Below are 15,082 nucleotides of genomic sequence, written 5' to 3' on the forward strand. Positions count from 1 at the left end.
TCTGAGTCGCTGGTTGGCGTGTTCGTTACTGACTGACCGGTCAGTATCCTACGGTCGCGCTTGGGTTCGTGTCAAACCACACGGCAGAAGGGCCCAAGCGTCGCATCCGCGCACCGCCGACGCCCTCGCATAATCCGCGCCGCCATGAGCCTGAGCCCGATCGCCGTCACGCAGGACCGTCAGGTCCAGCACTACGAAAACTTCCCCGTCGCCTCCTGGCTCTGCCCGCCGGCCTTGCGCCCGCCCATCGTGGCGATCTACCAGGTCGCCCGCACGGCAGACGACCTGGCCGACGAGGGCGAGGCGACAGCGGCGCAGCGCCTGGCCGATCTGGCGGCCTTCCGCGCCGAGTTGCGCATCACCTATGCCACCGGTGCTGCGCCGGCCGATGCACGCTGGCCGCAGGTCTGGACGCCGCTGGCCGCACAGATCCGCCAGCACGCCCTGCCGCAAGGCCTGCTTGAAGCCCTGCTCGATGCCTTCGAGCACGATGTGCGCGAGCCGCGTCACGCCAGCCGCGCTTCGCTGCTGGCGTACTGCGCCAACTCCGCCAACCCGATCGGCCGATTGCTGCTGCATCTGTACGGCGTCAACGACCCGGCTGCGCTGCGCCAGTCCGACGCGGTCTGCAGTGCCCTGCAACTGATCAACTTCTGGCAGGACTTGCGCACCGACCTGCCACGTGGCCGGCGCTACTTGCCGTTGGACGAATGCGCCGCCCTCGGCTTTGACCCGGACGCTGCGCCCGCCGTTTGGCACGAACCCGGCGCACAGGCCAGCGCCGCCGCGCTGCTCAGCAGCTTGATCGATTGGACCCGCGGCCTGATGCAAGAAGGCGCGCCGCTCGTCCATCGCCTGCCCGGCCGGGTCGGCTGGGAACTGCGGCTGGTGGTGCAAGGCGGCCTGTGTGTGCTTGACCAGGTCGAGGCGCTCGGCCCGCAGGTCCTGTGGACGCGGCCCCGGCTGCGACCCTGGCACGCCCCACGCATCCTGTGGCGAGCGTGGCGGATGTGAGACCGCTGCGTGTCCGGGTCTGAAAAACCGCACCGGCACCACGACAATCCCGCCCCATGACGCCCGAACAGTACGTGCAGGAGAAGGCCGCCGCGAGCGGCTCGAGCTTCTACTACGCCTTCCTCTTCCTGCCGCCGCCACGCCGCGCGGCCATCACCGCCTTCTACGCCTTCTGCCGCGAGGTCGACGACGTGGTCGACGAGGTCCAGGACCTCGGCGTCGCGGCCCAGAAGCTCGCCTGGTGGCGCCAGGAAGTCGCGCAGGCCTACAACGGTCAGCCGCACCACCCGGCGATGAAGGCGCTGATGCCGCATGTGGCCGCCTACGACATCCGGGCAGAGCATCTGCTGGCCGTCATCGACGGCTGCGAGATGGACCTGCAGCAGTCGCGCTACCTCGACTACGCCGGCCTGCAGCGCTACTGCCACCTGGTCGCGGGCGTGGTCGGCGAGGTCGCCTCGGGCATCTTCGGGCGCAGCCAGGCCGTGACCATCGAGTACGCCCACCGGCTCGGGCTGGCCTTCCAGCTCACCAACATCATCCGCGACGTCGGTGACGACGCCCGCCGGGGCCGGATCTACCTGCCGGTGTCCGAACTGCAGCAGTTCGACGTCAAGGCCCATGAGGTGCTCAAGCGCGTCTACAGCGAACGCTTCACCGCCCTGATGCGCTTCCAGGCCGAACGCGCCCAGCGCTGCTACGACGAGGCCCTGGCGCTGCTGCCCGAGGTCGACCGGCGCAGCCAGAAGCCCGGCCTGATGATGGCCAACATCTACCGCACGCTGCTGACCGAGATCGAGGCCGGCGGCTTCCAGGTGCTGCACCAGCGCATCTCGCTGACGCCGGTGCGCAAGCTCTGGATCGCGGCGCGGACCAACTGGCGTGGCCGCTGAGCCTGCGCAGGGCATGGGTTCGCCGCGCCGCATCGCCGTCGTCGGCGGTGGCTGGGCGGGGCTGGCTGCGGCGGTCGAAGCGACATCCCGGGGCCATGCCGTCACGCTGATCGAGATGGCCCCGCAACTGGGCGGCCGCGCCCGCAGCCTGGCTGCCGAAGCGGGCCACGCACGGCTCGACAACGGCCAGCACATCCTGATCGGCGCCTACGTCGCCACGCTGGCACTGATGCGCCGCGTCGGGGTCGATCCGGACACCGTCTTGCTGCGCATGCCGCTCACGCTGGTCGACGCCAGCGGCCAAGGTCTGCGGCTCGGCCGTGGCCCTGTGCTGCTGGCCTTCACCCGCGCCGTCTGGGCCATGGGCCACTGGCGCTGGCGCGAACGGCTGGCGCTGTCCAACGCCGCGCTCGGCTGGCTGCTCAAGGGCTTCCGCTGCGACGACCGCTGGACGGTCGCCCTGCTGACGCAGTCCCTGCCCGAGCGCGTGCGCCGCGAGTTCATCGACCCGCTCTGCGTGGCCGCCCTCAACACTCCCGCCCGCGACGCCAGCGCGGCGGTCTTCTTGCGCGTGCTGCGCGACGCCTTGTTCGCCGGCCCGGGCTCCAGCGACCTGCTGGTGCCCCGTCGCCCGCTGGCCGAGTTGCTGCCTGAGCCAGCCGCCGCCTGGCTGAAGGCAAACGGCGCAGACCTGCGGCTGGGTCGACGGGCTCAGTCCCTGAGCCACCGGCCCGATGGCCGCGCTGGCTGGTCGCTCGATGACGAACCTTTCGACCAGGTGGTGCTGGCCTGCAGCGCCAGCGAGGCCGCCCGCTTGACCGCGACGATCGCCCCGGACTGGTCGCAGCGCGCCGCCGCCTTCGGCTACGAACCGATCATCACCGCCTACATCCAGGCCGACGGCGCCCGCCTGGCCGCACCGATGGTCGCCCTGCCGGAAGGGCCGATGGCACCGGCCCAGTTCGCCTTCGACCACGGCGCGCTGGGCGCCCAACCGGGCCGCTTCGCCTACGTCATCAGCGGCGCCGCCACCTGGGTCGAACGCGGCCTGGATACCACCGCCGCCGCCGCCCTCGCCCAGGCCCGCGCATCGCTGCGCGATGTCGCACCCGAGCAGGTTCGCCTGATCAAGCTCGTGGCCGAAAAGCGCGCCACCTTCCTCTGCCTGCCCGGCCTGCAACGCCCACCCACACACATCGCTCCCGCCCTGACCGCCGCCGGCGACCACATCGACGGCCCCTACCCCGCCACGCTGGAAGGCGCGGTGCGATCGGGCTTGGCGGCGGTGGTGGGCTGATCGGCCCTGAACGGGCAGACGAACGCATCCCATCAACGACAAAGCCGGCACAAGGCCGGCTTCATGTTGCGCATCGACCGGCCGCGATGGCGGCCGGCTCGGGCGTGTCGATCAGGCGAAGTTGGCTTCGGCGAACGACCAGTTGACGAGGTTGTTCAGGAAGGTCTCGACGAACTTCGGGCGCGCATTGCGGTAGTCGATGTAGTAGGCGTGTTCCCACACGTCGATGGTCAGCAGGGCCTTGTCGGCCGTCGTCAGCGGGGTGCCGGCGGCGCCCATGTTGACGATGTCGACGCTGCCGTCGGCCTTCTTGACCAGCCAGGTCCAGCCCGAGCCGAAGTTGCCGACCGCGCTCTTGGTGAAGGCTTCCTTGAAGGCCGCGTAGCTGCCCCACTTGGCGTTGATCGCCGCTGCCAGCGCGCCGCTCGGCTCGCCACCGCCGTTGGGCTTCAGGCAGTTCCAGAAGAAGGTGTGGTTCCAGATCTGGGCCGAGTTGTTGTAGATGCCGCCGCTGGACTTGCGCACGATGTCTTCGAGCGACAGGGCCTCGAACTCGGTGCCCGGGATCAGGTTGTTCAGGTTGGTGACGTAGGCCTGATGGTGCTTGCCGTGGTGGTATTCGAAGGTTTCCTTCGACAGGTGGGGCGCGAGCGCGTCGATCGCGAACGGCAGGGCGGGCAGCGTGTGTTGCATGGTCGAGTCCTCTGGAGGTGTTGGTGGAAACCGGGTCGCTGGTGCGGGATCAGGGTCGTCGACAGACCCGGGCAGGTCGCCGCACCGCAACAAAAATCATTGTAGGCAAGGGCTCCCGGCCCTGCCGTGTCAGGGCCGGGGCTCGGTCCGCTCGATGTGGTCGACGCTGGCCTGGATGCGGCCGTCGGCCAGCACCGCATCGATGCGCTGTCCCGGCGCGAGCTGGTTGACGCTGGTCAGCGCGCGGCCCTGTTCGTCGCTGAGCCAGGCGTAGCCACGTTGCAGCACACGGGTCGGGTCCAGCGCGGCATGTCGGGCCGCAAGCAGGGCCAGCCGTTCGTGCTGTCGCCGCAGCGTCTGCCGGCCTGCATCCAGAAGTCGCCCTTGCAGGCGTTCGAGCCGATGGGCATGCAGCGTCGCGGCACGTTGCAGCGACTGCTCGTGGCGCTGCGCCAGCAGGCCCAGCCGCTGGCGGTGTCGATGCACGACATCGGCCGGACGGGCCAGCCGCAGGGCGAGGTGGTCGAGCCGCTGCGCGTCGCGGTCCAGCCGCTGGCCGATGCGGTGGCTCATCCAACGAGCCAGGTCAGCCAGAGCCGCAAGCGCCTCGTCGCGCAGCGGCGCCGCCAGTTCGGCGGCGGCGGTCGGCGTGGGCGCACGCAGGTCGGCGACAAAGTCGGCCAGCGTGAAGTCGCTCTCGTGCCCGACGCCGCTGATGACGGGGATGGGCGAGGCCGCGATCGCGCGCACCACCTGTTCGTCGTTGAAGGCCCAGAGGTCCTCCAGCGAGCCCCCGCCGCGCACGACCAGCAGGGTGTCGACCTCCCCGCGCTGGCCGGCCACCTGGATCGCCTGGACCAGTTGCGCGGGTGCCTCGACGCCTTGCACGCTGGCCGGGTAGATGCGCAAGGCGACATGCGGCGAACGACGCCGCAGCGCCGTCACTACGTCGCGCAGGGCCGCTGCCGCCAGCGAGGTGACCACGCCCAGCGCACGAGGATGGCGCGCCACCTCGCGCTTGCGGGCGGCGTCGAACAGGCCTTCGGCTTCCAGCTTCGCCTTGAGTCGCAGGAACTGCTCCATCAAGGCGCCGGCGCCGGCCGGGCGCATCGCCTCGACGATCAGTTGCAGCTCGCCGCGGGCTTCGTAGACCGCGAGCTTGCCGCGCAGTTCGACCTGCAGGCCGTCGCGCGGGGCGAAGTCCAGCATCGAGGCCGCACGCCGGAACATCGCGCAGCGCAGGCCGGCCTGGCCGTCGCCCGATTTGAGGTTGAAGTAGCAGTGGCCGCTGGCCGCCCGGCTGAATCCGGCGAGTTCGCCACGCACGGCGACGGCACCAAATCGGGTCTGCAAGGCGTCACCCACCGCCTGGACCAGTGCGGCGACGTCCCAGACCAGCGTGCGGGCGTTCGATTCTTGAGAAAAGGGTGGCCTGGACATGGTTTCAACAGGCCCCGAAGCGGTGCGTCTGAGGCAGGTCATCCACAGAGCGGCTGACCTGTGAGAGATCACACGAAACCCTGTCACAGCCCTTTAACATCCGTGCAAGTCCTTGATTCATATGATTTTTTTAGTGCCTCACGAAGAGGCAATCCAGACAAACCCACGTGGCGACAGCGATTTAGCGCGATCCAGACCTGTTTGCCCACAAAGTTATCCACAGAAACTGGGGATGTCCACAGGCCGATGTGGCGACGGGCCGGGCGACCTTCCAACCGGATCGCTGCGCGCACCCGAAAGCCGCCTCGGAAGGTATCGGAACCGATTGCGACAGATAACCCGACACCAGCCGCGACACGCTGGAGGCCAGCCGATCGGGCGTGGATTCGGTGGGTTCGCCAGCCTGAATGCCTGCGCTTCGGTGGGTTTCCGGGACAGCGCCTGCCGCCATAATCCCGACCGATTTGGCATCGCCCGCCGGGCGATCCAGGACGTCGATCCACACCGGGGAACCCATTGATTTCGATCATACAAGCCGCGGGCTGGCCGATCTGGCCGCTGATCCTGTGTTCCATCGCCGCGCTGGCGCTCATCATCGAGCGCTTGTCGAGCCTGCGGCCCGTGCGGGTCGCACCGGCCACCTTGCTCGACGAGGTGCTGACGATCACGCGCCAGAGCCTGCCCAACGAGGAGGTGATCCGCAAGCTGGCCGACAACTCGGTGCTCGGGTCGGTTCTGGCCGCCGGCATCCGGGCGGCCTCGCAGGACCATGTGCGTGACGAGACCCAGCTGCGCCAGAGCTTCGAGACGGCCGGCCGTGTCGCCGTGCATCGACTGGAGCGCTACCTCAACGCGCTCGGCACGATCGCCTCGGCCGCGCCGCTGCTGGGCCTGTTCGGCACGGTGGTCGGCATGATCGAGATCTTCGGCGCCCAGTCGCCAACGTCGGGCACCAACCCGGAGCAGCTCGCGCACGGCATCTCGGTGGCGCTCTACAACACCGCCTTCGGGCTGATCATCGCGATCCCCTCGCTGATGTTCTACCGCTACTTCCGCGGTCGCGTCGACGAGTTCGTGCTGCAGCTGGAAATGGCCGCCGAACGCCTGCTGCCCAATCTCCTGAGGCACGCCGCATGAACTTCCGCCCGCGTCGCCCGGAGGAGCCGGAGATCAACCTGATCCCCTTCATCGACGTGCTGCTGGTGGTGCTGATCTTCCTGATGCTGTCGACCACCTATGCAAAGTACACCGAGCTGAAGGTGACCTTGCCGGTGGCCGACGCCAACCGGCTCGATGCACCGCCGCGCGAGATCGTCGTGGCGGTGTCGGCCGAGGGCCGCTACAGCGTCAACCGCCAGCCGGTCGAGGCCGGCAACCTCGAGGGCCTGATCTTCGCGATGACGCAGGCCGCGCAGGGCGACGTCAAGCGCCCCTTGATCGTCTCGGCCGATGCCGCTGCGGCCCATCAGAGCGTGATCTTGGTGATGGACGCGGCCCGCCGCGTCGGCCTGACCCAACTGACCTTTGCGGCCCAGAACGGTCGCGGCGGCCGGCCTTGACCTTGGACGCAGCCGGGGCCGGCACGTCCGGCCTGGCCGCGCGCATCGAGCGCAGCTGGCAGACCGGCGGCCCGCTGCAGTGGGCCTTGCGCCCTCTCGGGCTGCTGCACCTGGGGCTCGTGACGCTGCGGCGCACGCTCTACCGCGTCGGCCTGCTGCGCCGTGCTGCCGCACCGGTGCCGGTCATCGTGGTCGGCAACCGCCTGGTCGGCGGGGCAGGCAAGACACCCACGACGCTGGCCCTGGTCGACGCCTTGCGCGCGACCGGGCATCGGCCGGGCATCGTCTCGCGCGGCCATGGTTCTGAGCGCACCGAAGCCCGCCCGGTCCTGGCCACCTCCACCGCCCGTGAGGTTGGCGACGAACCCCTGCTGATGCAGCGCCGTGCGGGCGTGCCGGTCTGGGTCGGCCACGACCGCATCGCCGCTGCGCAAGGCCTGTGCGCCGCCCATCCCGAGGTCGATGTGCTGGTCTGTGACGACGGGCTGCAGCACCTGCGCTTGCGGCGCGATGTCGAGATCGTCGTGTTCGACGAGCGCGGCGCCGGCAATGGCTGGCTGCTGCCGGCCGGGCCGCTGCGCGAGCCGATCTCGACGCCGTCGGAGGTCGCCCAGCATGTGCTCTACAACGCAAGGCATGCGAGCACCGCCCTGCCCGGCGCCTGCGCCCGACGCCAGCTTGCCGGACTGGTCGCGCTCGACGCCTGGTGGGCCGGTGAACCGGTCCGCCCGGACACGCTGGACCAGTTGCGCCATGACCAGACGCAACGCGGCCTGGTGCTGCATGCCAGCGCCGGCATCGGCCAGCCGGCGCGATTCTTCGAGGCCCTGCGCGGCCTGGGTCTGCGCATCGAGCCGATCGCCTTGAGCGACCACCACGACCACGCGACACTGCCTTGGCCGGCCGGCGTCCACCACGTCGTCGTGACCGAGAAGGACGCCGTCAAGCTGCCGGCCGAACGGCTGCGCCGCGAGCGTCCGGACCTGCAGGTCTGGGTCGCGCCGCTGGTCTTCACGCTGCCCGACGGCTTCATCCAAGCCCTGCTCGTCGACCTGAAGAAGGCCGAGAGCTCCAACACCTCACGCTAGCATCCGAGCCATGGACACCCGACTGATGGACCTGCTGGTCTGCCCCCTCTGCAAGGGCCCCCTGGGCCACGACCATGCCACCCATGAACTGGTCTGCGCCGCCGACCGGCTGGCCTTTCCGATCCGCGACGGCATCGCCGTGATGCTGGAGTCGGAGGCCCGCAGCCTGGACGCCACACCGCCGTCTGCCGACGCCACGAACGCGTCATGAGGCCGGCATGAACACCCCGATCCCGGCCTACACCGTGCTGGTCCCGGCGCGCCTCGCGTCGACCCGCCTGCCCCGCAAGCCGCTGGCCGACATCGCCGGTTTGCCGATGGTGGTGCGCGTGGCACAACGCTGCCTGCGGAGTCGCGCCAGCCAGGTGGTCGTCGCCACGGACAGCGACGAGGTCCGGCAAGCCTGCCAGTCCCATGGTGTGCGGGTGCTGATGACCCGCGCCGACCACCCGACCGGCAGTGACCGGCTGGCCGAGGCCTGCGAGCAGCTGGGCTTGGACGGCCGCGACATCGTCGTCAACGTGCAGGGCGACGAGCCGCTGATCGACACCGCCCTGATCGACGCCTGTGCGCGCCTGCTGGCCGACCGCGGCGACTGCGTCATGAGCACCGCCGCCCACGAGATCGACGACATCGCCGAATACGGCAATCCGAATGTCGTCAAGGTCGTGACCGATGCCGCCGGCCGGGCGCTGTACTTCTCCCGCGCGCCGCTGCCCTGGTGGCGCGATGGCAGTGCGTCCGGAACGCTCGCCCTGCCGCAACCGGCGCCACTGCGCCACATCGGCATCTATGGCTACAGCGCGGGCTTCCTGCGGCGCTTTCCGAGTCTGCCCGTCAGCCCGCTGGAACAGATCGAGTCGCTGGAACAGTTGCGCGTGCTGTGGCACGGCGAGCGCATCGCGGTTCACGTCAGCGCGCAGCGCCCCGGCCCGGGGATCGACACGCCCGAGGACCTCGAACGGGTGCGCCAGCTGTTTGCCGGCTGAGGTTCACGGCGCGAATCCGGGGATTCCGGAATCGAATCTTTTCGGTCTGTTCAGGCTGTTTTGAGGGCAAATACCAGCCTCTGCACCCCCCGAAGCGTCAGTTTCGTCACAGGGGGCGCGTGCTATTCTCGAAAACAGAATGCCTCTTTTTGAGGCAAATGATTTCTATCGACACCGCATCGACATCCGAGGAGATCCATGAGACTGATCCTGTTGGGCGCCCCTGGCGCTGGCAAAGGCACCCAGGCCGCGTTCATCTGCCAGAAGTACGGCATTCCTCAGATCTCCACCGGCGACATGCTGCGTGCGGCCGTCAAGGCCGGCACCGAGATGGGCTTGGCGGCCAAGAAGGTGATGGACGCCGGCGGTCTGGTCAGCGACGACATCATCATCGGCCTGGTCAAGGAGCGCATCTCGCAAGCCGATTGCGCCAACGGCTTCCTGTTCGATGGCTTCCCCCGCACGATCCCGCAGGCCGAGGCCATGAAGGTTGCCGGCGTCAAGCTGGACTTCGTGCTGGAGATCGACGTGCCCGACAGCGCCATCATCGAACGCATGAGCGGCCGTCGCGTCCACCCGGCTTCGGGCCGCACCTACCACGTGGTCTACAACCCGCCCAAGGTCGCAGGCCACGACGACGTCACCGGCGAGGACCTGATCCAGCGTGACGACGACAAGGAAGAGACCGTGCGCAAGCGCCTGGAGGTCTACCAGAGCCTGACCCGTCCGCTGGTCGGCTACTACTCCGACTGGGCCGCCGCCGATGCGGCCGGCGCACCGCAATATCGCAAGATCAGCGGCATGGGCACGGTCGACGAAATCACCAGCCGCGCGATGCTTGCGCTGGGCTGATACGAGCCGCCCGCCCGGGAAACCGCCTGCGGGCGGTTTTTTGATGGCCCTCGATTGACGTTAACGTCAACGTCAACAGCAACGTCAACATCATCGCTGGTCAGTATCCGGCCCCGCTCACCCACCCATCGCACCGAGGAGCACACATGGACATCCAGGACAAGGTCTTCATCGTCACCGGCGCCGCCTCCGGCCTGGGCGAAGGCACGGCACGCATGCTGGCTGGCGCCGGCGGCCGGGTTGTCATCGCCGACCTGCAAGAAGAGCGCGGCCGCGCCGTCGCCGCCGAGATCGGTGGCGCCTACCTGCGCTGCGACGTGTCCAGCGAGGACGACGGCCGTGCGGTCGTCACGCAAGCCGTCTCGATGGGCAAGCTGATGGGCCTGGTGAACTGCGCCGGCATCGCGCCGGCCGCCAAGACCGTCGGCAAGGATGGCGCCCATGCACTGGCCTTGTTCAGCAAGACCATCACGGTCAACCTGATCGGCAGCTTCAACATGATCCGCCTGGCCGCCGAGGCCATGTGCCGCAACGAGCCTGAGCCGACCGGCGAACGCGGCGTGCTGATCAACACCGCCAGCGTGGCCGCCTACGACGGCCAGATCGGCCAGGCCGCCTACGCCGCCAGCAAGGGTGGCGTGGTCGGCATGACCTTGCCGATCGCGCGCGACCTGGCGCGCAACGGCATCCGCTGCATGACGATCGCCCCAGGCATCTTCGGGACGCCCATGCTGTTTGGCATGCCACAGGAGGTGCAGGACGCGCTGGCCGCTGGCGTGCCCTTCCCCAGCCGCCTGGGCACGCCGCAGGACTACGCCAAGTTGGTGCACCAGATCGTCACCAACGAGATGCTCAATGGCGAGGTGATCCGCTTGGACGGCGCGATCCGGCTGGCTCCGCGCTGACCCGCCTTGCGGCGGCGGGCCGCGTCGGCAAGACTCCGGGCAACCATCACCCGGAGATCTGCCCATGTCCAACGCCCTCGCCGCCGTGCTGCGTCGCCCGACCTCCTGGCGACTTGCCAGCCTCGCCGCTGCCCTGCTGCTGACCAGTTGCGCGCAGGCGCCCCAGCTGCGCTACCAGCCGCCACCCGACCAGCCCGAAGCCGCGTCCGGCCTGGTCGCCAAGCCCGGCTGGGCCACCCGGTCCACCGCCGTGGCCGCCGCCAACCCGCTGGCGACCGATGCCGGCCTGCAGGTGCTGCGCGCCGGCGGCACGGCGGTCGATGCTGCGATCGCCGTTCAGCTGGTGCTGGCCCTTGTCGAGCCGCAGTCCAGCGGCATCGGCGGCGGTGCCTTCCTGATGCACTTCGACGGGCGACAGGTGCGGGCCTATGACGGCCGCGAGACCGCTCCTGCAGGCGTCGACGAGAAGCTGTTCCTCAAGGCCGACGGTCAGCCCATGGCCTTCATCGACGCGGTGGTCGGCGGCCGCTCGGTCGGCGTGCCCGGCACGCTGAGGCTGCTCGAACGCGCACACCGGGAGCACGGCAAGCTGGCCTGGGCCCAGTTGTTCGCGCCGGCCATCTTGCTGGCCGAACAAGGCTTCAAGGTCAGCCCGCGTCTGGCCACCCTGCTGGCCGGCGAACAACATCTGCGCAAGGACCCCGCCGCTGCAGCCTTCTACTACCCCGGCGGCGAGCCCCTGAAGGCTGGCCAGACCTTGCGCAACCCGGCCCTGGCCGCCGTGCTGCGTCGGGTCGCCCAAGAAGGCCCGGATGCCTTCTACCAGGGCAGCATCGCGCGCAGCATCGTCGCCAAGGTGACCGGCCACCCGAGCAACCCCGGCAAGCTGTCCGAGTCCGACCTGGCGACCTACCGGCCGCGGGTGCGCGAGGCCCTGTGCAGCGACTGGCAGGCTTGGCGGCTGTGCGGCTTTCCGCCGCCGTCATCCGGCCACCTGGCGATCGCGCAGACCCTGGGCATCCTGGACGCGGCCGGCGGCAGTCCGCAGCCGCCCCTGGTCGACGGCCTGCCGGGCGTCGAGACCTTGCACCGCTACACCGAGTCTGCCCGGCTGGCCTTCGCCGACCGGGCGTTCTACGTCGCCGACCCCGACTACGTCGACGCCCCAGGCGGGCGCTGGACCAGCCTGCTGGACGCGGCCTACCTGCGCGAGCGCGCCAAACTGATCGGCGAGCAATCGATGAAGACCGCCAAGCCCGGTCTGCCGCCAGGGGCGCGACCGCTGGCCTGGGCACCGCAGCCCGACCAGCCGGAATACGGCACCTCGCACCTGTCGATCGTCGACGCGCAGGGCCATGCGGTGGCGATGACGTCGACCATCGAGGACCAGTTCGGCGCCCGCCAACTGAGCGACGGTGGCACCGGCCTGGCGGGCGGCTTTCTGCTCAACAACGAACTGACCGACTTTTCCTTCGCGCCCGCCGACGCACAGGGCCAGCCGATCGCCAACCGGGTCCAGCCCGGCAAGCGGCCGCGCTCCAGCATGAGCCCGACGCTGGTGTTCGACCGCAGCAGCGGTGCGCTGCAGATGAGCGCCGGCTCGCCCGGTGGCGCCTTGATCATCCACTACACCGCCAAGACGCTGCTGGGCACGTTGTCCTGGGGAATGAACGCGCAGCAGGCGATCTCGCTGCCGAATTTCGGCACCCTCAATGGCCCGACCTTGCTGGAGGCGCAGCGCTTCCCGGCCGCGACGGTCGAGGCGCTCAAGGCCCGTGGTCACGAGGTCCGCGAGCTGCCGATGACCAGCGGCCTGCAGGCCATTCAGCGCACGCCCGATGGCTGGTTCGGCGGCGCCGACCCGCGCCGTGAAGGGATCGTGCTGGGCGACTGAGCCAACATCGATCACACGGCGTGCTTCGATAGACTGCGCGCCGTGATTCCCCAAGGCTTCATCCAGGACCTGCTCGCCCGCGCCGACATCGTCGAGGTGGTCGGCCGCCATGTCACGCTCAAGAAGGCGGGCATCAACTTCAAGGGCCTGTGCCCCTTCCACGGCGAGAAGTCGCCCAGCTTCATCGTCAGCCCGAGCCGCCAGACCTACCACTGCTTCGGCTGCGGCGTGCACGGCAACGCGGTCGGCTTCCTGATGGAGCACAGCGGCCTGGGCTTTGTCGAGTCGGTGCGTGAACTGGCCGACGGCATGGGCCTTCAGGTGCCCGACGACGACACCACCGCCGAGGAGCGCGAGCGCGCGGCCAAGGCGCGCGAGCAGCGCCTGAGCCTGACCGACGTGCTGGCCAAGGCGATGGGTCACTACCGCGATCAGCTCAAGCGCAGCGACCGCGCCATCGCCTACCTGAAGAAGCGCGGCCTGACCGGCACCATCGCCGCCCGTTTCGGCCTGGGCTATGCACCGCCTGGCAGCCACGCGCTGGCCAGCGCCTATGCCCGCTACGACGACCCGCAGCTGGTCGAGGCGGGCCTGGTCATCCACAAGCAGGAGACCGGCGAGGAAGAGCGCCGCTACGACCGCTTCCGTGACCGGATCATGTTCCCGATCCGCAACCCCAAGGGCGAGGTGATCGGCTTCGGCGGGCGCATCCTCGACAGCGGCGAGCCCAAGTACCTGAACTCGCCGGAGACGCCGGTGTTCGTCAAGGGCCGCGAGCTCTATGGCCTGTACGAGGCCCGCCAGGCGATGCGCGAGCGCGGCCACGTGCTCGTGACCGAGGGCTACATGGACGTCGTCGCGCTGGCGCAGCTTGGCGTGCCCAACGCGGTCGCCACGCTGGGCACGGCCTGCACGGCCGACCACATCGCCAAGCTGATGCGCTTCACCGACGCGGTCGTCTTCAGCTTCGACGGCGACACCGCCGGGCGCCGCGCCGCCAGCCGCGCACTGGAAGCGGTGCTGCCACACGCCAGCGACACGCGCAGCTTCCGCTTCCTCTTCCTGCCGCCGGAGCACGACCCGGACTCGTTCATCCGCGCTGAAGGCCGAGAGGCCTTCGAGCGCTGCATCGCCGAGGCGATCCCGCTGTCGGCCCAGCTGATGGCGGTCGCCGCAGCCGACTGCGACCTCGCCACGCCCGAAGGCCGCTCGCGCATGCTGGCGCAGGCCCGGCCGCTGTTCGAACAATTGCCCGACGGCCTGCTGCAGGCCCAGATGCTCAACGAGCTGGCGCAACGCGGGGGCCTGTCGGTCGAGGTGCTGGCCGGCCACTGGCAGCGCCCGGTGCCGGGCAAACGTCCGGCCGGTGATGGCCGCCCGCTGCGCGGCGATGCGTCAGCAGAGGATTGGACCCGCCAGGCCGCCCCGCCGGACTGGGTCGACGACCCGTCGCAACCACCGGGCCCGCCACGGCGTCGCAGCTGGGGCGACGGCGACGGCGGCAAGCGACGATGGAAGGAGCGCGACGGCGAATCCTCGTCTGGCCCTCGCTTCGGCAACCGCAGCGGCAGCAGCTGGCGCGACCGGGCCGCGCAGGCCGGCGCCACGTCCAGCCAGTACCGCCGCGTGCCGCCGCGCACAGCGACGCTGCTGGACCGCGCAGCCTGGCTGATGGTGCGCGAGGCCCAGCTCTGGCTGGACCTGCCGCCCGACGAACACGAGCGCCTGGTCCAGCAACCGGCGCCCTACGGCGATTTTTTCGCCGCGCTCGAACGCCTGCTGCACGACCAGGGCGTGCTGCCGATGGCGACGTTGCTGGAAGACCTGTCGCGCCAGGACGGCGCCGAAGAGGACAGCTCGCGCACCCTGTTGATCGGCCGCATCCAGGCCTTTCACGAGGTCGGCGAGGATGCCAACGCCCGCGAGGAACTGGCGGCGGTGCTCAAGGCACTGCACCTGCAGGCGGTCGATGAGGAGATCACGCTGCTGCTGGAGTCCGGTGACCTGTCCGAGGCCGCGACCGAGCGCCGCAACACCCTGATGGCCCAGCGCGCCGCCCTGAAGGCGCCTCCGGTGGCGGTCGACGACGGCGCCCACAGCATCAAACCGGCCCGCCGACGCTGAGACCCTGGCAGGTGCGCCGCCCCCAACATGGGTGGAAATCCGCAGCCTCTTTGACGGAACCTTCGAGCTTCGTCGATAATCGAAAGCTTGTTCCGACTCGGCAAGAGTGACTGCAGCGTCTGCCGGCCCCGGCCACCCGCGAAACGGGCACCCCTCAGGCCACCTTCCCCGCCAACGCTGCAACAACCAAGGTCACGCGAGCTTGCCAGCGCCACAGCCCGGCCCCCCGCCCTGTTCTCAGGTCACGGAGGGTCGGCTGTTTGCATTGTTGCGATCGACGTTTCGACAAATATTTTTCGCACGCTGCAGACAGACGCTGTCGCCGCACGGACCC

The 15,082-nt window shown here is 69.6% G+C and carries 14 protein-coding genes; 12 read left to right on the top strand and 2 right to left on the bottom strand.

The annotated features are described in order from the left end of the window. The first annotated feature begins 144 nt into the window (after positions 1 to 144). The 3 genes from hpnC to hpnE are packed head-to-tail and all read left to right on the top strand — an operon-like array spanning position 145 to position 3,204. A complete protein-coding gene (gene hpnC, locus EV685_RS07940; protein WP_130481452.1) occupies positions 145 to 1,014 on the top strand; it encodes a squalene synthase HpnC in 870 nt (289 codons plus the stop codon). Between the two features lie 56 nt (positions 1,015 to 1,070). Continuing rightward, positions 1,071 to 1,907: a presqualene diphosphate synthase HpnD gene (gene hpnD / locus EV685_RS07945; RefSeq protein WP_130481453.1), complete on the top strand. Its 837-nt coding sequence runs from the start codon at positions 1,071 to 1,073 to the stop codon at positions 1,905 to 1,907. 13 nt (positions 1,908 to 1,920) lie between these two features. After that, positions 1,921 to 3,204 carry a hydroxysqualene dehydroxylase HpnE gene (gene hpnE / locus EV685_RS07950; RefSeq protein WP_130481716.1) on the top strand — a complete coding sequence of 428 codons (1,284 nt, stop codon included), beginning with the start codon at positions 1,921 to 1,923 and terminating at the stop codon, positions 3,202 to 3,204. Positions 3,205 to 3,315: 111 nt separating this feature from the next. On the opposite strand, the gene EV685_RS20930 is transcribed toward hpnE, so the two are convergent. Both EV685_RS20930 and xseA read right to left on the bottom strand, forming a co-directional pair. After that, entirely contained in the window at positions 3,316 to 3,897 is a 582-nt protein-coding gene (locus EV685_RS20930) for a superoxide dismutase (RefSeq protein WP_242615475.1), read from the bottom strand. 129 nt (positions 3,898 to 4,026) lie between these two features. Next, positions 4,027 to 5,337, bottom strand: coding sequence for an exodeoxyribonuclease VII large subunit (gene xseA, locus EV685_RS20935; protein ID WP_242615476.1), 1,311 nt, complete (start codon positions 5,335 to 5,337; stop codon positions 4,027 to 4,029). A gap of 516 nt (positions 5,338 to 5,853) precedes the next feature. Between xseA and EV685_RS07960 the strand changes: the two genes are divergently transcribed. From EV685_RS07960 to dnaG, 9 genes are all read left to right on the top strand, one after another. After that, positions 5,854 to 6,474 carry a MotA/TolQ/ExbB proton channel family protein gene (locus tag EV685_RS07960; RefSeq protein WP_130481454.1) on the top strand — a complete coding sequence of 207 codons (621 nt, stop codon included), beginning with the start codon at positions 5,854 to 5,856 and terminating at the stop codon, positions 6,472 to 6,474. Next, on the top strand, positions 6,471 to 6,896 hold the full coding sequence (locus tag EV685_RS07965) for an ExbD/TolR family protein (RefSeq protein ID WP_130481455.1): 426 nt from the start codon (positions 6,471 to 6,473) through the stop codon (positions 6,894 to 6,896). Before EV685_RS07960 ends, EV685_RS07965 begins: the two co-directional genes overlap by 4 nt. Further along, positions 6,893 to 7,984, top strand: coding sequence for a tetraacyldisaccharide 4'-kinase (gene lpxK, locus EV685_RS07970; protein ID WP_242615477.1), 1,092 nt, complete (start codon positions 6,893 to 6,895; stop codon positions 7,982 to 7,984). The genes EV685_RS07965 and lpxK overlap by 4 nt, the downstream gene beginning before the upstream one ends. Positions 7,985 to 7,994: 10 nt before the next feature. After that, entirely contained in the window at positions 7,995 to 8,195 is a 201-nt protein-coding gene (locus EV685_RS07975) for a Trm112 family protein (RefSeq protein ID WP_130481456.1), read from the top strand. A gap of 7 nt (positions 8,196 to 8,202) precedes the next feature. After that, the gene (kdsB, locus tag EV685_RS07980) at positions 8,203 to 8,973 is read left to right on the top strand and encodes a 3-deoxy-manno-octulosonate cytidylyltransferase (protein WP_130481457.1); all 771 of its coding nucleotides are present in this window, start codon (positions 8,203 to 8,205) and stop codon (positions 8,971 to 8,973) included. A gap of 198 nt (positions 8,974 to 9,171) precedes the next feature. Then, entirely contained in the window at positions 9,172 to 9,825 is a 654-nt protein-coding gene (adk, locus tag EV685_RS07985) for an adenylate kinase (RefSeq protein WP_130481458.1), read from the top strand. Positions 9,826 to 9,971: 146 nt separating this feature from the next. Beyond that, entirely contained in the window at positions 9,972 to 10,730 is a 759-nt protein-coding gene (locus EV685_RS07990; protein ID WP_130481459.1) for a 3-hydroxyacyl-CoA dehydrogenase, read from the top strand. A 64-nt stretch (positions 10,731 to 10,794) separates the two neighbouring features. Next, on the top strand, positions 10,795 to 12,624 hold the full coding sequence (gene ggt, locus EV685_RS07995; RefSeq protein ID WP_130481460.1) for a gamma-glutamyltransferase: 1,830 nt from the start codon (positions 10,795 to 10,797) through the stop codon (positions 12,622 to 12,624). 42 nt (positions 12,625 to 12,666) lie between these two features. Beyond that, on the top strand, positions 12,667 to 14,748 hold the full coding sequence (gene dnaG / locus EV685_RS08000; RefSeq protein ID WP_130481461.1) for a DNA primase: 2,082 nt from the start codon (positions 12,667 to 12,669) through the stop codon (positions 14,746 to 14,748). The last annotated feature ends 334 nt before the right edge of the window (positions 14,749 to 15,082 follow it).

Origin of the sequence: Sphaerotilus mobilis, assembly GCF_004216565.1 — a bacterium.
Taxonomy (GTDB): domain Bacteria; phylum Pseudomonadota; class Gammaproteobacteria; order Burkholderiales; family Burkholderiaceae_C; genus Sphaerotilus; species Sphaerotilus mobilis.